This is a genomic window from Streptomyces sp. NPDC054765 (assembly GCF_053612065.1).
The window spans coordinates 1-25,642 of the sequence record NZ_JBSHBP010000003.1 but is presented as its reverse complement, the minus strand read 5'-3'; the positions used below and the strand labels follow the sequence as shown (position 1 = coordinate 25,642).

Sequence of the window (25,642 nt, the reverse complement as noted above, 5' to 3'; positions counted from 1 at the left end):
CACGGGCCTGTTCAAGAAGAAGTCCTGGCTCAACACCGAGGGCTGCTTGATAGGCATGGCCCCGGACAGCAGTGACCCGGAAGGCAAGCGGGGCCACGCGGCGACGGCGCCGGTGCGGCGCGTCGTCGATCCGCTCCGGGAGCTGTCGGCACGGCAGTTGGCGGCCAACAGGACGCGAATGTTCACGCTCGGGCCGGACAACGGCCTCATCACCTTCGACGAGCTGGACGGCAAGCATCTGCACCTGCTGTTCACCGACGCTCAGGGACGGCGTCCCCGGTTGGGGATCGACCGTCCGGAGCCGGAGGACGGGACGCTGGACGAGTGGGCGGCCGAGCTGGGCATGCCCGTCGGCACCGCGGCGCGGCAGGCCGAATCGCGGGAGCTGCTGCTGGTCTGGCTGCGGGCGTTGAAGATCACCTTCGGCCGGGATGTGGAGGTTGATGCCGGGGACTTCCTGGACCTGCTGCGCGGGATCGCGGCGCTGGAGCGGATGCGGCGGATCGACGTATGGGTGTGGAGCGCGGGCCCGTTCATGCTGGACACCCTCCAGCACGTGGTCGCGGCGCACCCCGAGGGCCGGCAGGGGGTGGACCAGGACGGCTACCGCGCCGTGCTGGCCGCCGCCCGGAAGGCCGAGCCGGGCACCGCGCTGACCGAGTTCGCGACGATGCCTACGGTGCAGAGCGCCCTTGAGTGGATGCGGGTCCAGGAACGGACGACCGGTGTGCCGGAGTTGGTCGCGGACGTGCTGGGTAGCACGGAGAGCGATCCGGCGCTGTACCCGCTGGTGTTCTGGTCCCGGGTCAGGGCGCACGAGCTGCCGCTCCGGCTGGGCATGGACGAGAAGACGCTCGCCGCGCGGGTGCTGGGCTGGAGCTCGCCGACGGACGTGGAGCCGGAAGAGCTGGAGGAGGTGCGTACCCTCCTCACCGAGGCGTTCGCGCGCGGCCGCACGATCACCGACCTTGACACGGCCATCGCGTATCGCCTCGAACGCGAGGGCCTGCTGGGTCCCGACACCGCCGTGCCGACGTGGGGCCCCGACGGCATCAGCGGCCAGGGCCGCGACTTCACCAGGCGCGGTCGGGGGCCGTCCCCGGTGAATCTGGGGGAGATGGGGACGGCTGGCGGCAGGTCGGCAGCGCCGTGGCTGCGTCCGGGCGGGCTGCTGCCCCACCTGGTGCGGGCAGAGGTGGACCTGAGGGACACCACGCGCCTTCTCCTGGGGGACGAGAGCGTGACGCACCGGCAGTTCATCGAGCTGCTCCGGGTGGACATCGCCTCGCGGACGGTCGTGGACCCGGCTACGGGGCGGCCTTCCGCGCGGGCCGGCGTCGTACTGGACATCCCGGAACTGGACGAGCTGGTGCCCGGCCTGTCGGACCGTGTCGCCCGGGAGCTGGGCGAGCGCGTGTTCGCGACCGAGCGGAAGAGCGCGCTGTCCCCGGCCGACCCGGACGGCAGTTCGGTGCTGAGCGTGCCCGGACAGAACAACGGCGCGGCGTGGACCGAGCATCTGCCCGTCGACCCGGCCGAGCCGGTGGCGGTTCCGCGCTCGGTGCCGGACCCGCTGCCGGAGCGCGCGCCGCTGCCCGGTGAGGCGCCCGCCGCCGAGACGCCCTCCGGCACCGCCGCCCACGCGGGCAGCAGCAGGCTCCAGCCCCGGTCCGGGCCGGCACCCGCGCCGCTGGCGCCGGCGTCGGATGCCGACGACGCCGATGCGTCGGATGCCGGCGACGCCGATGCGTCGGATGCCGGCGACGCCGATGCGTCGGACGCCGGCGACGCCGGGTTGTCGGATGCCGGCGACTCCGGGTCGTCGACCGCCTACGACTCCGATTCATCGACCCTCATCGAGGACAGCGAGTCGGACGAGGACGACAGGCCGTTGGCGGGCGTCGACGTGGACTCCCTCTTCGGGGGAGAGAGCGACTCGTCGGACTTTGACGAGTCGGAGTCCGACGACGCGCCGGAGGCGAACGGTGGGCCGGCGGGCCGGGGTCAGGACGGGCCGGCGGCCTTGACCCTGGTGCCGTTCGACCGGGCGTCCTCGGCCCTGTCGCGGGAGCAGGAGGCGCCGGTCGCGGAGTTGGCGCGGCAGGTGGCGGCGCTCGCCTCGAATGATCAGCTGAAGGTGGTGATCACCGGTTACGGCAACGGCTCGCGCTGGTCGAGGGGCCGGTCGGCGGAGACCCGGGGCCGTGAGCGGGCGGGGCGGGTGCTCAGTGTCTTCGAGGAGGCGCTGAAGCGGGAGCTGGGGGTTCGGCACCCGGGGTGGACGGGCGATCAGATCGCGCGGAGGGCACAGGAGATCGTGTCCGTGCACAACGGCGTCTCGGGTCTGGTGGCCGTGCCGCCGGCCATGGCCGACCGCGAGCAGCGGCGAGTGGCGCTGATCCGGGTGACCACGGTCCACCCCACCGTCGCGTCGCGGAAGCTGGCGGCGCTGGGGCGGCAGGACCCGCGCACGGGCAACCCGTGGGCTAAGGCACGCCGGGTGCTGCAACTGGACGAGTCCGTGGACATGGACCAGGACCTGATGCTGGCGCTGGTGGCCCTCTTCGGGGAGGCGGAGGCGGCCGGGCAGGCCCGGACCCTGGGCGAGGTGGGTGCCTACTTCCTGCGCAAGCCAGGGGTGCTGGAGCGGCTCGGCTGGAGCGAGCCGGACCCGGAGCGCTACTTCACCGACGCGCGGGGCCGCCGGAGGCCCGGCCTGAACTGGGGCCGCCCCACGGTGAACATCGACGAGTCGATGAGGGAGGGGCGGACCGACCGGCCGATGGTCCGGCTCGACACGACCCGTATGGGGCTCAAGCAGCTGGACGAGGACGGCGTCCAGCTGGAGGGCCAGATGCCTGGCCCCGCCGGCACGGAACTCCCGTGGCGGGGCGGGGACGCCTACTTCTGGGTGGCCAACGGACCGCGCGGTGTGTTCGAGTGGCGCACGCCGGACGGGTCGGTCCGGAAGCTGAGTGTCGAAGAGGCCGCCGTGGTGGTGGCGGCGGACGTGGCACGGGAGCGCCTGGACCGGAACATCCCGATCGTGGCGATCGTCCCGTCCCCGACCGCGAACGACCTCAAGCTGCTGCGGCTGCTGGAGCGGTACACCGGCCACCAGGCGTTCGGGCACTCCGGGATGGTGACCTTCTCCTACGACACCGGCCGGGCCGTGCTGATCAGCCGGTTCGGGCGGGTGACCGGGGAGTGGGTCTCCCCCCGCCCCGACGACACACCGCCGCGGCAGGCTGCCCTCCCGGGCCCCGCCGGCCCGGGTGCGCCCGGTGCCGGGGCCCGGCCCGGGTCGACGGCGCCGTCCGGACGGGTACCCGCGAGGACGACCGGCCCGACGGCCCCCCGGCCTGTGGCGCCTTCCGAACTGCCGTCCTTCGCCGAGGGAAGCTCCGCCGACGTCACCTCCCGCCCCCGGTCCGACAGCGCCGCGTCGGCGCACCGGCCGCCCACCCCGCTGGCGACCTCCGCCGGCCCGGTGTACGCAGCGCCTGCCACCGGACCGGACGCACCGGCGGGCCCGGCCGCGCGCAGGGGCGCGGCCACCCCGCGCTCGGCGACGCTGGTGCCGTTCTCGGGCGGGGCCGCCGAACTGTCCGACGGGGAGCGCGAGTCGGTCCAGAAGCGGGCCCGGCAGGTGGTGACCGGCGCGCTGCCGCGCTGGACGTTCGGCGTGCGGCCCGAGGAGGTCCGGATCGTCGGGCGCGGCAACGGCCTGCCGGACGGCGACCGTTCGCACGTCACCGAGGTGGGGCGGCAGCGGGCCGAGGCGGTGGCCGCGGTCTTCCGGCGGGAGCTGGAGCGGGAGCTGGCCGCGCAGGGGAAGAAGCTCCCGAAGGGGCGGCGGCCGCTGACGGTCGGCGACTTCACGCTGACCGTGCGGGGCGACGACGCACCCGCGGGCCCCGGCTCGCCGCAGGCGGCGGACGCCCGGTGGCAGACGATGATCGACGTCGTCAGCCCGCCGAACAAGAAGGCGAAGGAGACGCTGGTCGCGCTGGACGAGCGGGACGTGCGCCGGTTCGGCGGGGAACGGATGAGCCCCCAGGAGCAGGCGCAGTGGATCCTGCACCTGCACCCGGACACGAAGGTGGACGGTGCGGTCCTCAACGCGCTGTACGGCCTGGTGGGCCAGGCCGAGGCGGCGGGGCAGGCGAAGAGCCTGGGGCAGGTGGCGGCCTTCCACCTCCGCCAGCCCGGTGTGGCCGAGGAGCTGGGCCTGCTCGGGCCGGACCCCAAGGGCCACTCCACCGACTCCGGGCGCCACTTCACCGACTCCAAGGGCCGCCGGATTCCGGGGCTGAACTGGACGGCGCAGCGGAAGGCCGAGCTGCACCGAACCAGCTTCGGCCTGGTGCGCCGCGACGGCGCGGGCAAGCGGCAGGGCAAGACCGTGACCAAGTCCGGCCCCTGGAAGGACAAGGCGTTCATGGTGCTGGACGACGACCCGTCCGGCATGATGCTGCCGCTGCCCGGCGGGGAGCGGCCGGCCGCCCACGAGGAGGTCGCCGAAGTGGTGGCCCTGGGGCTGGAGCGCGCGGGCCTGGACAAGGGCGTCCCCCTCGTGGTGCGCGCCGCCCCCGCGCACCTCCACCACGAAATGCTGCTGCGGATGATCGCCCGCCGCACCGGCCACACGGTGTGGTCGCACAACGGCGAGACCGCCTTCGACCCGCGTACCGGCATGATCGTGGTGACCCACCGGGAGGGGCGGCCCGAGGGCGACTGGATGCGCATCGACCCCGACTCGCTGCTGGACGAGGACATGCCGGACTGGCTCTGGCAGGTCGACACCCGGACCGCGGTCAGCGAGTCCTCGCACCGGCCGATCGGCAGCGTGAGCTTCGACGCCGACGACCTGGCGGGGCTGCGGGAGCGGTTCAGCCGCAAACTGCACGCGATCGCGACGTTCGTCCACCGCAACCCGGCAACGGACACCGTGTCCCGGGAGTATGCGGCGCCGACGCCCCCCGGCGAGACGGCAGCCGGGGCCATCCACGACTACGGGCACGGCAACGCCGAGGGCCACCTGAGCGTCCAGTTGCTGGACGGCAGCATTCGCCAGCTCAACGAGGCGGAGCAGGCCCAGTGGATCGACCATCTGGTGCGCACGTTCAAGGGCACCTGGCTGCACAGCGTGCGCTGCGGGCGCGGCACGGTGCCCGGACACGCCCGGGGGTCGCAGGACTCCGTGTCCGCGCCGTATGTCGTCGACCCGCTCCGGGAGATCTCGCCGGTGCAGCGGGATTCCAACAGGTCACGGATGTGGGTGCTGGGCAGCAAGCGGATCCACCTGTCGCGGGAGGACTCCGACGGCAATCCCACGCATGCCCTGCGGACGGATGCCCAGGGGCGGCGTACCCAGTGGGAGCTCTGCCGTCCGGAGCCGTCGGCAGCCCACCCGGAGACGTCGGTAACCGACCTCGACCAGTGGGCGGCCGAGCTGGGCATGCGCACCGACACCGAGATGTGGCGGGCCCATTCGCAGGAGCGGGTGCTGATTCTGGTGCGGGCGCTGAAGATCACGTTCGGCCGGGATGTGGAGGTTGTCGGGGACTTTGCGGAACTGCTGCGGGGGGTCGCGGCGCTGGAGCGGATGTGGCGCGACGACCCGAGCCTGCGTGGGGCGGGGCTCTTCACGCTGGATGCCTTCCAGCGGGCGGTCGCCGCGCACCCGGACGGCCGGAAGGGCGTGGACCAGGTCGGCTACCGCAAGGTACTGGCCGCCGCCACGCAGGCCGCTCCGGGCACCGGGCTGACCGCGTTCGTGACGATGCCGGCGGTGCAGGCCGCTCTCCGGTGGCTGGACGGCAGGGACCCGGACGAGGTGATCCGGGAGGTGCTGGAGAAGGACCGGCCCGGAGAGACCCAGTTGCTGCGGGTGTTCTGGGCGCGGGTCAAGGCGTACGACGTGCTGGGCCGGGACGGTACGGACGCGGTGGCGCTGGCCCGGAGGGTGCTCCACCTGGAGTCCGCCGAGAGCGTGGACGAGGCGCGGCTGGAGGAGCTGCGCTGGACGCTGACCCGGGCGTTCGCCGAGGGCCGCGACGCGGCCGATCCCGATGTGGCGGCCGCGTACCACCTCCAGCACGCCAAGCTGTTGGGTTCCGATACCTCCTTGAGCACGCTGGACCTCGTGCGCGCAGCACGGAAGGGCCGGGACTTCACCGGCGAGTCGCCCCGCCCGGTGGTGGATCTCGCCTACAGCGGGTCCGACGGCCGGCCGTCGGAGGCGCCGTGGCTGACCGAGGGTGTGAAGAACTTGCGCCCGGACCCCTACCTGGTACGGGCCAAGCTGGATCCGGCCGACCCGAACCACCTTCTCCTCGTCGCCCGGGGCCGTACCTGGCGGGTGACGCAGCGGGAGTTCATCGAACTGCTCGCCGAGGACCCGGTGCTGCAGAACCTGAAGGACGTGGTCTCCCGGCGGTCCTCGCTGCGGGTCGACGTCGTGCTGGACATCCCGGAGCTGGACCGGCTGGCGCCCGGCATGGCGCGGCGCCTCGCCCAGCGGCTCGGCCGGCACGTGTGGTCGACGGCCCTGCGGACCAAGCTGCACAAGGGCGGCCGGCAGGGCAGCTCGGTGGTCGGCGTGCGGGACCGGGCCGCCGCTTCGGGCACGTCGTCCGGCGTCACCTGGACCGAGAGCCTGCCCGAAGACCCGGCCGAGCCGGTGGAATCCCCGGGCTCCATACCGGACCCGGTGCCGGAGCATGCGCCGCTGCCGGGCGAGGCGGCTCCGTCCGCTCCGGCAGCAGCCGGCGCGAGTGGCCAGGGGGCCGGCATGCGCCCGGCCGTCGGCGCCGACTTCGCCAGCGCGGCCGACCCGGACACCGGGTACGACACGGACACCGCGTCGGACACGGACACCGCGTCGGACACGGACACCGCGTCGGACACGGACACCGCGTCGGACACGGACACCGCGTCGGACGCGGGCAGCGAATTCAGCTCCGTCGTCAGCTCGGTGTTCGACGAGTCCTTCGGCTCGGACACCGACACCACCGCCACGTCCGACGACGGGACCCCGGACACGTCGGACGTCGAGTCCGACGACGAGTCCGGCCCCTCTCTGCGCCGGGCGGCGGACACCGCGCGCGCTCCCGGACCGCAGGACGGTCCGTCCCACACCTCGACCGTCCTCCCGGTGCACACCAGGCCGGTCCACACCCGGCCGGTCACCGACCAGGCCGCCGCGCCGTCCGCGGACCCGGCGGCGGACGTTCCCTCGCTGCTCCCCACGCTGTTCGCGGACCCGGCGTCGGACCGGACCGAGCTGACCGCGGCGGAGCGGGACGGGATCCGGAAGCTGGTCGGCCAGGTGGCCGCGCTCGGCATCCGGGCGCGGGGCGAGGCGCTTCCGCTGCCGTCGGTCACCGTCCACGGCTACGGCGCGGGTGCCTCCGGCCGGACGTCCGTGGCGGAGCGTCGTGCGGAGGCCGTGTACGAGGAGTTCACCCGCGGCCTGGACAAGGAGCTGAAGCGGCTCCAGCGCAGGCTGCCCACGGACGCGACACCGTTGCGGGTCTCGGACTTCAGCATCGACTGGGAGGGGCACGAGGAGAGCGCCCCCGCCGCGCCGGCCGCTGGAACGGGTGGCGCGGCGGCGAGCCCGCAGGCCGCGGTGCGCGTCGCCGTTCCGCCGCGCCTGGAACTGCGGGACCTGCTGGACGCGCTGCGGCGGCGGGACGCGCGGCTGCGCGGCGGCGACTTCAACCTGGCGGCGGTGGCGCGCAGGGTGCTGCACCTGCCGGACGGCGCGCCGGTGGACACCGCCGCGCGGGAGGAACTGTTCGCGCTCACCGAGGCGGCGCGGGCGGCGGACCGGGCGGGGAACCTGGGGGCACTGGGCGCCTTCCACCTGGAGCGGCTCGGGCTGCTCGACGACGACCGGACAACGCACTTCACGGTGGACGAGACCCGGGTCCCGGGGCTCAACTGGTCGGGCGTGCAGGTCCAGGAACTGCGGCCGGGCGCCGTCGGCGTCCGCGTGCCCGGCAGCAAGGACTCCCTGTACTCGCTCCCGGCCAAGTGGCCGACGGGCACGACGCCGTACGTGGTGGCGGCCGAGGGGCGGCACGACCAGGTGGTGGTCCGGCTGCCGGACGACTCCGAGCTGACACTGGACATCGAGGAGTTCGTCGAGCTGGTGGCCGCGGACACCCAGCGGCGCGGACTGCCGGAGGGGACGCCGATCGTGCTGGCGATCCCGTTCGCCGGCGACCGCACCCTGGACCTGCCGCGCACGCTCGCGGACCGCACCGGCATGACGGTGTGGGCGTACAGCGGCGAGGCACGGCTCGGTACCGGCAAGGACGGGGTGGGCGAGGTCCAGATCTTCTCCCCCGGGACGCGGCGGGGCGACTGGATCGAGAACCCGCCCGGGATGGCGCCCGACCCCGACGACGCCCCTGCGGAGTGGTACCCCAAGGTGCTCACCCGGGCCATCATCAGCGCCCTGACCGGGAAGCACATCGGGCGCTCGCTGCACAAGGAAGGCGATTTCACGCTCACGCAGCACAGCTCGTACTTGGACCAGATGACCACGTACGTCCACGTCAACCCCGCGACCGGCGGCGTCTCCGTCGAGCGGCCGTTGCCGCGGCCCGAACCGGGTCCGGGCGAGGAGCCGTTCGGCGACCCGTACGCCCTGGATGCCCACGCGGAACCGGGGGGCGTCACGGTCCCCATGGAGGGGGGCGAAAGCAAGGGGTTGGGGTGGGGGTTCGTGCGCTGGCTCAAGCGGCGCAAGAGCCTGACCGCGCCCCTTCTCCCCGTGCCCCCCGAGCGGGGTGGCACGGGGCGCCCCGCGCAGAAGTGGATGGACCTGGTGCTCTGTTATTCCGGGGCTCTGGAGGACGACGCCGTCGACCCCCACTTCTTGAACGACTCCTACTCCGGGCCCTTCGTCGCCGATGCGCTCGACACGATCAGCTTCGGGCAGCAGATCGCCAACGGGTTGGGAATGGTCACCCGGGTCTCGTACCTCATGCAGGCGACGAGGGGCAAGAAGCTGCTGCGGAGGTACCGGCGGGCGCTGATCGGTGACGCCCAGGGCCGCCGGGGATGGTGGGACATCTTCCGTCCGGAGCCGTCGGAGCGGGTGTTGGACCGGCTGGCGGCGGTGGTCGGCTGGCACGCGGGCACGGGCCCTGCTCCGGAGGAGGTGCGGGTTCGGACGCTGCGGGCGGTGCGGGCGCTGCGGTTGGCGTTCGGGTACCGGGTGGAGTACCGGAAGGACTACGAGGACCTGCTGCGCGGGGTCGCCGCGCTGGACGGGATGTGGCTGGCCGACGACCGGTTCGCGGGGCTGGGGAGGTTCACGATGGACCTGTTCCGGCGGGTGGTGGCCGCGCACCCGGCCGGTGGGCAGAATCCGGACGCCGCCGCTTTCCATGCGGTGCTGGCCGCGGCCCGGGACGCCGCGCCGGGCACCCGGATACGCGACTTCGTCTCGCTCCCGGCCGTGGACGAGGCCCTGGCCTGGGCACGGAACGTGGACCTGGCGGCCGGAGTCGTGGACATCCTCGAACTGCCCGGTCCGGACGCGGTGAGCGACGCCGACCGGTCGCGGATCTTCTGGGCGGCGGTGAAGACCGCCGAGGCACTGCCCCCACCCGGTGCGGAGCGCAACCGGCTCGCCGCGAAGGTGCTGCACCTGCCCGAAGCGAGTACCGGGAAGGGCGCCGACCACGCCGCCCTGCGCTCCCTCTACACCATCGCCTTCGCCCAGGGCCGTGAGGTGACGGGCCCGGACGTGGTGGGCGCCCTGCACCTGGAGAGGACCGGCCTGCTGGATGACGGCACGGCCCTGAGCACGCTCATGGGCTCGGACACGGCCGAGGGGCGCGACTTCACCGACGGAGAGAAGCCGGCGAAGGTGAATCTCGCGCGGATCGAGACCCGCGCCGGGTCGAAGGCGACGCCGTGGAGCGGAGCGGGCAAGAAGACGGGAACGAAGAACAGGCCCGTCCCCGCCCTGGTGCGCGCCGAACTCGACCCGGCCGACCCGGGTTTCGTGTCCCTGACCTTGGACGGCGAAACGGACCGCGTCCCCGTCGGCGAACTGGTCGAACTGCTGGCCGTCGACCCTCAGCTGCGCCAGCAGCCGCTGGACGTCCCGGTGGTCCTCGCGATATCGCACCTGGGCCGACGGGCGCCCGGACTGGCCCAGCAGATCGCGCAGCGGCTGGGGCGGACCGTTTTCTGGACCGATTTCGAGGTGGGCACGTCGAAGTCGGACATCAACGGTGTGCGGGTGCTGACGCTGGACTTCGATCCCGGTCCCGAGTCGGACTCCGACACGGACTCGAGTTCTGACTCTGACTCTGACTCCGGCTCCGGCTCCGGCTCCGACTCCGGACCGACGCTGCGGAACAGCGGCTGGCAGCAGGCCCGGCCGAAGGACCCCGAGGACCCGGCGGAGGTCCCGCGGCCGGGTGGCGCCGCGCCGTTCGACCGGCCCGACTCCGCCGCGCCCGCCGACCGGGCCGGCGGTTCCGCCGGACAGCTCCGGACCCGGGCCGCGGCCCCGGACGGCGAGCGCACCGCCGCCGACCGGCGCGCCCGCGCCCGCGCCCGTGCCCGGACCCGCGACCGGGCCCAGGTGCTGGCTCGTTCCACCTCCGGGCAGCCGATGCCCGGGGTGGGGGCGGCCGGTTCCCCCACGCCGTCGCCGGCTTCGCCCGTGCTGTCCTCGCCGGTGCCGTCGCCGGCTTCGCCCGTGCCGTCGGCGCCGGCTTCGCCCGTGCCGTCGGCGCCGGCTTCGCCCGTGCCGTCCTCGCCGGTCGCGGAGTCGGTCGCGGAGCCGGTCGAGGCGCCGCTGCCGGCTCTGCCGTACGCGACGCTGGTGCCGTTCGTTCCCTTCACCGCGGTGTTCACCGATGGCGACGAGGACACGGTGGGGCGGTTGGCGGAGCAGGTGGCCTGGGCGGGGCTGCGCAACCGGCGGCTGGGTGTGTCGCTGCCGGAGATCGACATCAGCGGCTACGGCGCCGACACCGTGCGCGGCGGTCCCGGCCAGGACTGGGATGCGGACGCGCGGCAGTCCGGTGAGCAGCGTGCGCAGCGGACCTTCCGGACGTTCATGCGGCGCCTGGCTCTGGAGCTGCGGGATCTTCAGCAGGACCTGCCGGCCGAGGAGCGTCTGAAGGCCAGGCACTTCAGGGTCCGGACGCGGAGCAAGGCGAGTGTCTCGGACCGCACCTGGACGGCGACCGCGCCGGAGCGGGCGGATCTGCGGGAGGCGAAGGATCGGCACGCCACCCTTGAGGTCTGGCTGGACGCGGACGCGGAGGCGGTGGAACTCCTGGACGTGCTGCGCGGGGAGGACCGGCGGTGGGACGGCAAGCCGCTGGACATCCCGGCGCTGGCCCGCCGGGTGCTGCACCTGGGCGAGGGCGCGGTCGTGGACGGGGTCTCGCGCGTGAGGCTGTTCGCGCTGGTCGGCCGGGCCCGGAAGGCGGGCATGACGCGGAGCTTCGCGGCGCTGGCGGCCTTCGACCTGGTGGAGCGCGGCACGGTGGCGGGCGACCGGGCCCGGCACTTCACCAAGGACAAGACCCGGGTTCCCGGCCTGAACTGGGCCCATGAGTCCGAGGTCCTGGAGCTGGACACCACCCGCCAGTTCGTCCACCTGCAGTCGGCGGACGGCACGGACTCGTGGCAGGAGCTGCCGAGGCAGACCGTTCCGTGGGGGAGCGACTCCTGGCAGCGGCCCTATGTGGTGGCGGGTGTCGGCTCGTCCGACGGGATCCAGGCACAGCTGCCGGACGGGTCGTCGCATCAGCTGGACATCGAGGAGTTCGCCGAGCTGGTGGCGGCCGATCCGGCGCTGGCGGAGTTGCCCGCCGGCAACCCGATCGTGCTCGCCTTCGCCGGGGCGGCTGACGGGCTGATGGATCTGCCCAGGCTGCTGGCGGAGCGGACCGGGCGGACGGTCTGGGCGCACACCGCTGAGGTGGTGCTGCGTGTGCGGTCCGGCGCCGCGAGCACCGTGGACGTGGTGTACCGGTGGGGGGAACGATCGGGTGACTGGGCAGCGAGTCGGCCGGGTATGGCGTGGGACCCGCGGGACGGCGACCCGCTGGCCGAATTCCGTGACGTACTGACCCACGCCATCATCAGTGAGCGGACCGGCTTGCAGATCGGCCGCTCCGCGCACTCTGTCGAGGACTTGGTCGACTTGGGGTTCGAGGACCAGGGCCGTTATCTGGACCAGATCACGACGTTCGTTCACCGCAACCCCCTGACCGGGGAACTCTCGGCCGAGTTGCCGCTGCCGGCGCCCGGCAAGGAGAGCGACGCCTTCCAGGAGGACACCCACGCCGACCCTCAGGGGCAAGCTCTGCCACGGGACGACGGGAGCGAGCTGCGGCTCTCCGAGGACGAGCCCCTGCGGGCCTGGTACCGGCGCAAGAGCATCTCCGGCACCTGGTTGTCGATCGGGGGGTGCTGGGCCGGTGCGTTCCAGGACTCGTCCATGCCGCAGATACGCGACCTCACCCACTTTGTCGAGGGGAGCTTCGCCCCGGATCCGCTGGCGGTGGTCCCGCACGGGCAGCGCATCGCGAACCTCACCCGCCTCGGGGTGCGCTCCGCCAACCGCTCCCAGGGGCTGACGAGGATCAACGGCAAGTACGTCCGGTACCTGAACACGGATGCCTGGGGGCGGCCCGGAGAGTGGATGATCTTCCTGCCGGAGCCCGAGGACGCCGAGCTGGACCGTTTGGCCGCCGAGGTGGGCTGGCTCGCCGACACGGACGAGGCGCGGACGCAGGCGCGGGAGCGGACGCTGCGCGCGGTCCGGGCGCTGCGGCTGACGTTCGGCTGGGACATCGAGCGGACGTCCACGGAGGCGGAGTACCTCGGCCTGCTGCGCGGCATCGCGGCGCTGGACGACATGTGGCGGGCGGACGACCGGTTCGACGGCCTGGGCCCGTTCACGATGGACCTGCTGCGGCGGGTGGTGGCGGCCCGCCCCGAGGGCGGCCCCGACGCCAAGCAGGCCGCGTACCGGGCGGTTCTGGCCCAGGCCGCGGCGGCCGGGCCCGGCACCACGCTCGCCGGCTTCGTGACCCTTCCGGCGGTGGACGCTGCCCTGGCCTGGCGGGGGAAGGTGAACCTGGACGAGGACACGTCCTACGCCCTGGCCGTGAGCCAGACCGCGGTGGGTGCCCCCGAGCGCTCGCGGATGTTCTGGGCCCGGGTCAAGGCGGAGGAGACACTGCGCGCGCCCGGAGTGGATCCGGACGGTCTGATCGCCGGCGTGCTCAACCTCAACCCACGGCTGGTACCCGACGACTTCCTGCGCGAAGAGATGTGGCAGGCCTTCACCGTCGCCTACGCTGCCGGACGCGATGCCTCCCACCCCGCCGTGGTGGCCGCGCACGAGCTGGAGATCGACGGCGCGATGGGCTCGGACACCCTGCAGGACACCGTCCTGGGAACATCCCTCGGCGACGGGCGGAACTTCGGGCCGGCCGATGAGCACCGGGAAGTGGATCTGTCCTGGATCCGGACTCCGAGCGGGCCGGAGCGCGCCAAGTGGCAGCCCATGGATCCGAAGAGTGGCCCAGCACGGTGCCCCCACCTGATTGTGGCCACCCCGGACCCGCTCGACCCCGACCGCATCAAGGTGCACGTGGGCGGGCGGGAGTGGCGGGTCACGCTCGACGCGTTCGTCGAGCTGGTGGCCGCCGACCGCCTCCTGAAGGGGCGTCCGAAGGACGTCGACGTCGTGCTGGCCCTGTCGGAGCTGGGCAGGCTTGCTCCCCTCCTGGTGCAGCGGCTGGCCGACCGGCTGGGCCGGGGCGTGTGGTGGACGAGCCTGCCGGTGGAACTGGTCAAGGGGGGACCGGACGGACGCTCGCTGCTCGAACTGAAGAAGGGCCACCCGGGAACGCCCGCGCCGACCGCCGACGCCTGGGGATGGACGGGGCCCCAACGCCACAACTCTCCGGCGGCGTACTCCGTTTCCGTCCCGCCGCCGGTGTCCCGCTCCGCCGACCGCGCCGCGGTGCGCGCCGCGCTGGGGTCCGGTGTCTCGGCGTCGGACGTCTTCGCCGCGGACGTCTTCGAAGCGGACGCCTTTGACGTCTCCGACGGCTCCCACGGCTCTGACCTTTCCGGCCCCTCGGCCTCGGACGACGCAGCCTCGGACGACTCGGCCTCGGTCACCTCGGAGGGGGCGTACTCGGACTCCGGGTACGCCGGCTCCGTGGCGACCGAGTCCTCCGAGCTGACCGAGTACTCCGAGGCGGATTCGGGGTACGCCGGCTCCGAGGCGGATTCGGGGTACGCCGGCTCCGAGGCGGATTCGGGGTACGCCGGCTCCGAGGCGGGCTCCGAGCCGGATGCGGCTGTGCGGCGCCCCTCCGCTCCCCCTCTCAAGTCCGCCCTGAGCGCCCAGCCGTCACCGGTGTCGAGCGCCGCACCGGTCCCGGCCGTCGCCAAGCCGGTGCTCGCGGCCCCGGTCACCGCGCCGACGCGCGGCACGGGAACGGCGCCCGCCCTTCCCGCCCGCTCCTCGGCGACGTTCGTACCGTTCTGGCGGGCGTCCACCCAGCCGGCGCGCAAGGAGTGGGCGTCGATCGAGCAGTCGGCCCGCCGGGTGGCGCGGGTCGCCCTGTCGCACCACAAGCTGGGGGTGGCTCCCCAGGAGGTCGACATCGTTGGCTACAGCGACGGGCTGCCCGGCACCAAGTGGTGGGCCGAGCGGGTCGGCACGGCGCGGGCCGCGGCGGTGGCCGCCGTCTTCAACCGGGCGCTGGACCGGGAACTGGCCGCCCTCCAGGCGGACCTGCCGGCCGGTCAGGTGCCGCTGCGGGCGGCGGATGTGACCGTGCGGGCCCGGTACGGCGGCGGACGGGCCGCCGCCGTACCGCCGCGCACCGACAGCGCGCGGCGGCACACCGTGGTCAACGTGTCCGGCCCGTCGGTCGCGGAGGCGCGGCGGACGCTGGGCGCGCTGGCGGCGCGGGAGGCCGACCGGCTCGGCCGGCCCCGGATGACGCGCGAGGAGCAGGCGCGCCAGGTGCTGCACCTGGCTCCGGACGCCGTGGTGGACCTCGCGGTGCTCGGCGCGCTCTACACCCTGGTGGGGCAGGCGCGGGCGGCCGGCCAGGCGCGGTCGATGGGCGAGTTGGCCGCCTTCCACCTGGAACAGCCCGGCGTCCTGGAGCGGCTCGGGCCGGCCGCCGGGGACCGGTCCCGGTACTTCACCCACGGGGGGGAGCGGATCCCGGGCCTGAACTGGGGGGAGCAGGAGGTCGCCGAGTTCGACGCCGCCGAGTTCGACATCCTGCGCCGGTCGGCCGACGGCTCGCTGGTGGGCGGGGCCGGCCACCAGCCGGCCCCGTGGCGCGGGCCGGTCTACCCCGTCTCCGCCGCCCTGCGGGACGGGCTGGTACGGATGCGGCTGCCGGACGGCTCGGTGCGGGAGCAGAGCGTCGAGGAGGCCGCCGTCGTGATGCGCGCGGACCTGGCCCGGGAGGGCCTGGGCCGGGACGTCCCGATCGTGTGGCCCACCTCCGTCGCGGACGAGGCCGACCTGGCACTGATCGAGCTGTTCGCGCACCTCACGGACCGCACGGTGTGGGTGCACAGCGGCCTGGTGGACTTCCGCGCCAGCTCCGATGTGATCCGTGTGGTGCACCAGGAAGGGCAGCCGGAGGGCGACTGGCTGGCCGTCGATTCCCCCCGTCCGTCCGAGCCCGCGGAGGACGGGCCGGACTGGTACCGGGAGACGTACCTGCGCCCCGCGGTCGACACGCGGGACCACCGGCGGATCGGCGGCTCCTTCTTTTCGGCAGCGGAACTGGCGGGCCCCCGGGAGGAGTTCAGCCGCCAACTGGCACAGCAGCCGACGTTCGTGCACTACAACCCGGCCACGAACGAGATATCCGAGGAATTCGCGCTGGCGGGCCCGACGCCGGAGGACTCGGAGGAGAAGGCCGCGCACCTGTTCGGGCACGGCCTGCCGGGGCGCCTCCTCCAGGCGATGCGGGACGGTACGTACTGGCTCCTCGGCGAGGGAGAGACGGAGACCTGGGCCGGCCGGCTGCTGCGCCGCTCCCGGGCCCGCTGGATCAGCCTGGTGGCCTGCTGGGGCGGGACACCGCTCGACCTCGACGGCGGCCGGGGCCGGATGGGCCGGGGCGAGGCCGCCGGAGTGCCGTTCGTCGTCGACCCGCTCCGGGACATCCCGGCGGGCCAGCAGGTCTCCACCGCCTGCCAGCTCCCGGTGCGGGCCCCGGACCACATCCACGCCCCGATGCGGAACGACGCGGGCCGGTACGTGCACGCCCTCTACACGGACGCGCAGGGACGGCGCACCCGGTGGCGGTACTTCCGACCGGAGCCGCGGTCGGCCGAGTTGGGCCGACTGGCCCGGGTGGCCGGGCTGCACCGGGGCCCCTGGCCGGCCTCCGACGCGGCGCGGGTGCGCACGCTGCGGCTGGTACGGGCGTTGAAGATCACCTTCGGCCGCGATGTGCAGGACGCCGCGGACTTCCGTGACCTGCTGCGCGGAGCCGCGGCCCTGGAGCGGATGTGGCGGGACGACCCGGCGCTGTCCGGGATGGGCCCGTTCACCCTGGATGCGTTCCAACGGGCGGTGGCCGCGCACCCGGACGGCCGGCAGGGCGTGGACCAGGACGGCTACCGCGCCGTGCTGGCCGCCGCCCGGCGCGCCGCGCCGGGCACCCTGCTGGGCGGGTTCGCCCCGATGCCGGCGGTGGCGCGGACCGTCCAGTGGCTGCGCGAGACGGGCGCCGACGCGCTGACCGCCCGGACCCCGGAGACCGCCTACACCGGGGCGGACCTGCGCTCCTGGATGTTCTGGGCGCGGGTGAAGACGTACGACGCGCTGGCGGGCGCGGACCTCCCCGCGCTCGCCCGGAAGGTGCTGCACCTGGACCCGGACCAAGACGTGGACGCGGCCCGTGAGGAGGAGCTGCACCGGGTGCTCACGTGGGCGTTCGCCGAGGGCCGCGCCGCCACCGACCCGGACGTGGCCGCCGTCTACCACCTCGAACAGGCCGGAATGCTGGGCGAGCGCACCGCCTCGGGCACGCTCGGCACCGGGGACGAGACCGGCCAGGCGCGGGACTTCACCGGCCTGCGGACCCTGCCGGTGGTGGACCTGGCGACCGTCGAGGTGGACGGCGCACGGCAGCCGGCTCCATGGCCGTACCCGCACAAGGACGAGTGGCGCCGCCGGATGCCCACCCTGGTCCGCGGCACGCTGGACCCGGCCGACCGGCGCTACGTCCTGCTGACCCTGCCGGACGGGACGACGCACCGGGCGCCGCACAGCGAGATCCTCCACCTGCTCGCCGCGGATCCCGCCCTGCTGGCCATGGACCTGGCCGTCGATGTCGTGCTGGACATCCCGGAGCTGGACCGGCTGGCGCCCGGCCTGGCCGACGACCTCGCCCAACTGCTCGGCCGCGGCGTCTGGTCGACGGCCGCGATGACCGGCCTGAAGCGCACCGGCCGGGACGGCAGCTCCGTGCTCACCCTGCGGCCCTCGCCGCGGGATCCGGACACCTCGCCGGCCTGGAACCGGAGCGCACCCCGCACCCCGGCCCAGCCGCAGGACGCCCCGCTCGCGGTACCGGACCCGCTGCCCGTATCGGCACCGCTGCCCGACCCGTCGACGGCCGCCACGGTGATGACCGTCGCGCCCCTGCCGGTACTCCTGCCGGAGTCGGAGTCGGAGTCGGAGTCGGAGTTGGAGCCGGAGTCGGAGTTGGAGCCGGAGTCGGAGTCGGAGCCTGCGCCGATGGACGCCGAGCCGGAGTCGGCGCCGATGGACGCCGAGCCGGAAACGCCCGCTCCGGCGGACACCGAACCGGAGTCGCCCGCCCCGGCGGACACCGAACCGGCAGACACCGAGGCGAAGTCGCCGACCAGTGACGGCGTCCCGGCGGCCGTGGAGCTGCTGGACGTGCTGCGCGGGCAGGACCGGCGGCTGGACGGACAGCCGCTGGACCTGGACGCGTCGGCGCGGCAGATCCTGCACCTGGACGAGGACACGCCGGTGGATGCGCCGCAGCGTGCGGAGCTGTTCGACCTGGTGGAGCGCGCTCGGGCGGCGGGGCGGGCGACGAGCCTGGCCGCGCTGGCCGCCTTCCACCTGGACGAGCTGCGCGCCCCGGCGGGCGACGGCCGGTACTTCACGATGGGCGGCGTCCGCGTCCCCGGCCTGAACTTCAGCGAGTCCGAGGTCGTCGAACTGGACCTGGACGGCATCCCGGTCCATGTGACGGGGAAGCGCCGCGCCGCCGACCAGCAGGCGGACCCGAAGCCCGTGCCGCGCCCCTACGCCGTGGCGGCCGACGTGCGGGCCGGCAAGCTCGTCGTGCGGCTGGGCGGCGTCGGCGGGCGGGAAGTGCTCGTCGACTTCGAGGAGTTCATCGAGCTGGTGACCGCCGACGTGCGGCGCCTGGAGCTGCCGCTGGGCACCCGGATCGTGCTGGCGATCCCGCTCGCCGGCGACGGGCTGCTGGACTGGCCGCGGTGGCTCGCGGACCGGACCGATCTGCTGGTGCTGGCCCACAGCGGTGAGGTGGCGCTGCGGGTGCGGCCCGGCAAGGCGGTCACCATCCAGGTCGTGCACCGGCCGTCGAAGCCGGAGGGCGACTGGGTCCCCAACCCGCCCGGGATGGGCCGCGACCCGCGGAACGGCGACCCGATGGCCGAGTTCCGCGACGTGCTCACCCGGGCCCTCATCGACTTCGAGACCGGCGAGCAGTACGGCCGCAGCTCGCACACGGACGCGGACCTGGTCGAGGAGGGGTTCGAGGAGCTGGGCCGCCACCTGCGCGAGGCCAGGACGTTCGTGCACCTCGACCTGAACGCCGAGGACGTCTCGGAGGAGCTCTCCGTGCCGGCTCCCGGCGACGAGGACGACGCGAACTACGAGGACCTGCACGCCAGCCAGCGCGGCTTGCTCCTCGCCGGGCTGGAGGATCAGCGGGAGGTGTCCGGGACGGAGGAGCTGCGCCGGTGGGGCCGGCGGCCGAGCGTGACCGCGAACCCCAACGGCTGGGACGACATCGCGGGCTGCCGGCCGGGCGCCTACGAGGACCGATCGGTTCCGCCGCGCAAGTACCTGTGGGCCGACGAGGAGGCGTTCACAGCGGACCCGCTCGCGGACATTCCCTTTGGGCAGTGGAGGGCGAACATCGCCGACCGCGCGGTGCGCGCCCCCAATCGTTCGCAGTCGGGCGCTCAGCTGACGGACGGCAGGTGGGTCCGCATCCTGCACACGGACCCCTGGGGCCGGCGCGGCCGGTGGCTGATCTTCCTGCCGGAGCCCAAGGGCGCCGAGTTGGACCGGTTGGCCGGGGTGGTCGGCTGGCATGACGGTTCGGGTGAGGCGTCGGCCGAGGTCCGGTTGAGGGTGCTGCGCGGGGTGCGGGCGCTGCGGCTGGTGTTCGGCTGGAACGTCAAGGCGCAGGCCGAGGCAGCGCGGCAGGGCGGCTATGAGGAGCTGCTGCGGGGCGTCGCCGCGCTGGACGACATGTGGCGGGCCGACGACCGGTTCACGGGGCTGGGCCGGTTCACGTTGGACATGTTCCACCGGGTGGTGGCGGCCCGGCCGGAGGGCGGCGCGGATCCGGACCAGGGGGCGTACCGCGCGGTGCTGGCGGTGGCCGGGCGGCAGCGGTCGGGCACGTCGCTGCGGGACTTCGCGCCGGGGCTCCCGGACGCGGTGGACCGGGCGGTCGCCTGGACGAGCGGCGCGGACCTGGCGGGGGAGGCGGCCGAGGCCCTGCGGATGGACCGGGACGCGGTGACGGACGCGGAGCGCTCGCGGATGTTCTGGGCCCGGGTCAAGGCCGAGGAGACGCTGGCGGCGCTCGACGCCGACGCGCTGCTGCCGAAGGTGCTCGGCATCGACCCGGCCATCGACCCGGCCACCGAACCGGACGACACGCCGCACGCGGAGCTGCGGAGGGACTTCACGTACACGTACGCGGCCGGCTGGGACGGGTCCAACCCCGATGCGGTCGCCGCCCACCGCCTGGAGCGGCTCGGTGCCCAGGACAGCGACTCACTGGTACTGACCGTCTCCGACCAGGCCACCTTGGAGCGGGTGGCGGAAAGCGGGCGCGGGTTCGACTGCGCCGGGCGGGACCTCCGGCCGGGCCCGCGGCCCATGCGCGTCGACCTGTCCCAGATCCGTACGTCCGCCGGACTGGAGGACGCGCCGTGGACGGGCGAACCGTGCCCGTTCCTGGCGGGCGCCGCCCTGCACCCGACGGACCCGGACCTCGTCCGGATCGAGGTGGCCGGAGTGGAGCAGTGGGTGTCGGTGGACACCTGGCTGGAGATGCTGGCCGCCGATCGCAAGCTGCTGCTGTGGAAGCCGACCACTCCCGTCCTGCTGAGCCTGTCGGAGGTCAACCCGTCCGTTGCCCTGGTGGCGCAGCGGGCCGCCGGCCGGCTCGGCCGGAAGGTGCTGTTCACGAGGGTGCCGACGGACCTGTCCGGCGTGGGCGAGCGCGGGTTGCCCGTGCTCACGTTCCGCCCCGGCACGGACGGCACGGACGGCACGGAGACGCCGGCGCCGGCCGACGAGGGCTGGGACGTCGCGCGTCCCCAACCCCCCTTCTCGGTCCCGGAGGTGTCCTCGCTGTCCGTGCCGCCTCCGGTACGCGAGTCCGCCGCCCCCGCGACGGTGGAGGACGCCGACGGGGCGCGCGACGAGTCCGCGCCGGAGTCCGAGTCCGCGCCGGAGTCCGAGTCCGCGCCGGAGTCCGAGTCCGCGCCCGAGGACACGTCCGCCCCCGACCCCACGTCGCCGCCCGCCGAGCAGCACACCGAACCGGCGCTCGACTCGGACCCGGACGACGACCCGGACGACGACCCGGACGACGACCCGGACGACGACCCGGACAACGATCCGGACGACGACCCGGACGACGAGCCGGACAACGACCCGGACGACGACCCGGGCTCCGGCAGGGACGAGTCGTCCGACCCCGACGGCCTCTCCGCCATCGTCACGAACTTCGGCCACGGCCACCGCGGGCTCCTGGGCTCGGTGCACGTCACGCTCCTGGGCGAGATGCTGGAGTGGGAGCGCGCCCGTATCAGCGCTGCCGTCCGCGCCATGCACCAGGCGGTCGAGGGCGGGTCGGCCGAGGACCTGGAGGCGCAGGATCAGCGTGGCAGGGCGGCGCTGGAGAAGGAGGTGGCGGCCGAGTACACCCAGGACGCGGTGCTGGAGGCGCTGCCGTATGCGCTGAGCGCCAAGGGCATGGTCCGGATCGTGACCTACCGGGGCCGCCGGTACCAGGTGGCGTGGCGGCTCGATCTCGGGGATGCCCGGCCCGCGCCGGCGATGGCCCCCGACGTGCCCGAGGGGCAGCGGGTCCAGATCGAGGAGCGGAACAAGACCACCGTCTCGTCCAGTGACACCAGTGGACGGCAGACGGTGCGGAGCATCCCGCTCTCCTACGGCCACACCCGGCCGGTCAACGGCTCGGGGAACTCCGTGCTGGCATCCCTGGGATTCACCCCGAAGCTGACGCTCATGCACAACCAGGAAGCCACCTCGGTGACGGTCGTGAGGGAGTACGTGGTGATGTCCGCGCTGGGCTTCGCCAGCGGTCCGTCGTCCATCTACGACTACGGCGTGACGTCGCAGATCAAGGTCGAGCCGCTCGACGGCGCGCTCCCGGCCCCCGCCCCCGCTCCGGCCCCCGCCCCCGCTCCGGCCCCCGCCCCCGCTCCGGTGACCGCCCCCGCTCCGGTGACCGCCCCCGCTCCCGTGACCGACGACGCGTCCGCGACCGACGACGCGTCCGCGACCGACGAGGCGGCCGAAGACGACGGCTGGGGCGACATCGTGCCCGTGTCCGCCCCCGGTCGGCTCGCCGCGCGGTTCCCTGACTACCTCACCGAGGACCCGGAGCCGCGCCCGTTCGGCTCGCTCTTCGCGTCGGCGGAGGAGCTGCCGGCCGATCCGCAGACCCTCGCCGGCGGGGTGCTGCCGATCCGCGTGGACACCGTGCGCGACCCGGCCGCGCTGCACGACGCGATCGTCGCGGCCGATGAACTGCGCCCGCATCTGCGCCGGATGTCGTCGGAGTCGGCGGAACAGCTGGGCGAGTTCCTCTCGGAGAACAACCAGCGCTTCGGGCTGCCGCTGATGCTGGCCAACGCCTACCCGTCACCGGTGCTCCAGGACCGCGCCGGAGACCCGCTGGGCTTCCTGGAGGTCAGGGCGCGGCTGAAGTGGCTGAGCCCCGATGTGCTGGCCAGGTCGAAGAACGTGGTGCTGGAGAACAGCCTGATCTACACGGTGGGTGCCAAGAACGCCCACACGGTGTCCAATGCCGTGAAGCCGGGCTTCTCCTTCGCCCCCGCCTTCGCGGACCCCGGCGGCTCGGGTGTCGGCGGTGGCCCGGCCTTCTCCGCCGCCTACCAGTACCAGCGCGACCGTGCCTTCAACTCGGGCGGGACGGCGTACGACTGGTTCGGTCTCGTCACCGAGAACCCGCACCTCCTGACGGAGGCGGACATCGAGTTCGAGGCCGTCCTGGTCTTCGCCGAGGGCGGCCGCTCCGATGCGTTCACCTTCAGCCGGCCCGCGGGCCACCTCCTGCGGGTGCCGAGCCAGGCCGAGGTCGACGGCGTCCCCGTCCTGCCGGGCCAGGAGCGGCACCTGCCGCCGGAGATGCTGGAGCTGCGCTCGCTCGGGATGTTCGCCACGCCGCTGGAGGTCACCGGTACCGAGGAGCAGTTCGAGGAGCTGGCGACCCAGCTGCGCACCCTGGGGCTGCTGTCCCCGGCCGAACGCCGGTCGCTGTCCTGGATGGACGAGGTGGGCCGCAAGAAGACTCTCCAGGCGTGGGCGGCCAACCAGCGCGCGCTGTCCCTCGCCCTCTCGCAGGTCGGGTTGCGCTGCGCCTCGCGGGACATGGTGGGCGCGGGTCACGCGATCTACTTCGAGCTGCCCTTCGAGTACGACAGCTGGCGGGCCTGCGCGGTGGTGCGGGCCAAGCCGCAGGAGGGCACCTCCCCCCGCCACCGCAGGAACTTCCCGAACTGGTCCTCGCTGTCCGGCAACGGCATGTCGACGGCGAGCGGCGAGTCGTTCACCGCCACGCACACGCTGTCCGGCGACTTCTCCGGGGAGGCCCACGGCCCGGTCTCCGACGACACGACGATGAAGGGCGGCATCCCCTCCAGCGCCTCGATCGGCGGGACGCGCGCGAACACAGCGGGTTCCTCCACCGGGTTCGGCCTGGACATGCTCATGTACCCCCAGGCCGGCCTCGCCCAGTTCGACATCCCGGTCACCCACTCCGCGGAGCTCTACTTCGGACGGGGCACCGAGCCCGTGTGGACCTCCGCCCCGCGGAACGGGAACCTTGCGGTGACCGTCCCGCTGGCCAGCACCCTCGCCGAGCGGCCGGCCCTGCTCCCCGCGCCCACCAGCCGGCCCGCCACCGACGAGGACTACCGGCTGGCCCGGATGCAGCCGGACGAGGAGGGCAACCGGCCACAGGAGGCGCTGCTGCTCCCGGCCGCCGCGCACGTCAAGGTGGCGTTCGGCAGCGCTGAGCTGTTCACGGCGTTCCAGCAGCTCCTGGCGGGTGGCCACCTTGAGGGCAGCCCCGAGCCCGGGGCGCTGGCCCGGATATTGAACTGGACTGCCGAGCACGGCAGCCAGGTGGGCCGGATGCTGCCGTCGTTCGTCACCCAGCCCGCCCAGTGGCTGAAGGACGTCACGCTCGGCGAGTCCCTGACGCACCCTGAGAGCCCTGCCCAGGAGGCCGGCCGGGCCGCCCTGTCCAGCACCGTCGTCCTCGCCCGGTCCCCCCAGTTCCTGCGCGGCGTCTACGTCTTCGACGCCGGGGCGGCCGGCTCCCTGCTGGGCACCGACGTCCAAGGGGAGGTGCGCGGCTTCCTGCACGACGTGGTCTACGAGGGGCTCGGCTTCCAGTCGGGGGAGGAGGACTTCCGGGGCGCCGAGAACTGGATGGAGAGCGACGTCACCGCTACCGACTCGGCCTGGCGGGGCCGGAGCGGCAAGCGCACCGTGCAGCTCGGCTTCAGCGGTTCGGGCACCACCCGCACGAGCGGGGACACCTCGCGCACGGTCACCGGCAGCGGGAGCCAGAGCTTCTCGGTGTCGTGGAGCGAGACGGACACCGACGCCGTGTTCAACGACCGGGTGCACGTCGAAGCCAGGGAACCGCTGCACGTCTTCCGCACCGACATCACCTATGTCTTCACCCTGGCCCAGGGCTACCGCAACGCGCCGGCCAACGCCGTCGGACTCGGTCCGCGCGGTGCCCAAACCCTCGCGGTGCGGGTGCCGGGCGCCGCGGTCTTCTGGGCCTCCGAGACCGACGTCCGGGAGAACCCGCGGCTGGCGGCGCTGGCCGGGCTGTCCCCCGCGGTGCCGAAGCTGGACCGGCTCCTCCCGCCGTACTTCGTCCGCTCGAACGGCCGGGCCCTGGGCCCCGCCACCGTGCCGGAAGCCCTGCCGACCGGTCCGCTGGACGCGTTCGTCGAGGCGCTCCGCGCCGAGGCGACGCGGGAGGCCCCCGGTGCGCTCACCCCGGGCAGCGGTACACACGTGTACGGCCTGGACTCCCGTATCGCGGAGGTCGGTTCGGTCATCGGCACGCGGGCACTGGCCGGCACGGGCGCCGAGAAGTGGCAGCGGCCGATCGTCTTCGTGTACAAGGGCCGGGGGGGCCTGTACCGGGTGACGCTGGCGGTCAACGCCCGCCCGGTGCCGCACCGCGACCTGGGTGACGTGCGCGGCGCGCTGCGCCCGAAGTCGGGTGTGGAGGTCATCTACTCCTCGGCACCCAGCTCGGTGACGCGCGGGGCCTCCAGGTCGGGCACTTTCACCCTCGGCCTCAGCCCGTCAGGCGGTTTCACGGTCGCGACCGGAACGGACAACACGGGCAGTGCCGGAGCCTCGGCGTCCTTCTCCTCGAACAGCTCCCGCTCCACCTCCCTCACTCTCTCCCGCAACCGCCAGCAGTGGCTGCGCACCTACGCGCCGTCGGCGCAGTTCGAGGTGGAGTACGAGTACCGGGTGGCCGCCTACTCGGAGCGGCTGCCCGACACGGTGCCGGGCTTCCTGATCAACCAGGTCGTCTCGCTCGGGCAGTTGGCCGAGCTGCTGGCCGCGGGCGCGCTGTCGGCGAGTGAGACCACCGGGCTGCGCCGGCTGATCAGCGGCATGGCCGACGGCATGACGAGCGAACTGCCGCGCCGGCTGGGACGGGCCCTCGGCCGGGCGTCGGGCACCCCGGCGGAGGAGGGGACGCTGCCCATGCCGGCCACCGCCTCCGGCGACGGGATCCCCCTCGACCCGCTGACCGCCGCCGGCGAGCGGGCCGCCGTCGCCGCGGCGGGCGAGACCGCCGCCGACGCGGAGGGCGAGTCCGCCGAGTCGGCCCCGACCACCGAGTCGGCCCCGACCGCTGAGACCGCTGAGACCGCTGTGTCCGCCGTGTCCACCGTGTCCACCGTGTCGGACTCGGAGCCCCCGCCCGGCACCCCCGTCTCCAGCACGCCCGTCACCGTCAAGCTGCGCTTCCCGGCGAGCGAGACGCCGTACGAGCGCGAGGACGGCACCGTGGACTGG

1 protein-coding gene (cut by a window edge) is annotated in these 25,642 nt (G+C 74.0%); it reads left to right on the top strand.

Translation table 11 applies throughout. The features are described from left to right. The coding region annotated (locus tag ACWGJY_RS03085) for a lonely Cys domain-containing protein (protein WP_453259054.1) crosses the window boundary (this coding region is incomplete at its 3' end): on the top strand, positions 1-25,642 show 25,642 of its 66,165 nt. 40,523 nt of the annotated region lie to the left of the window's left edge.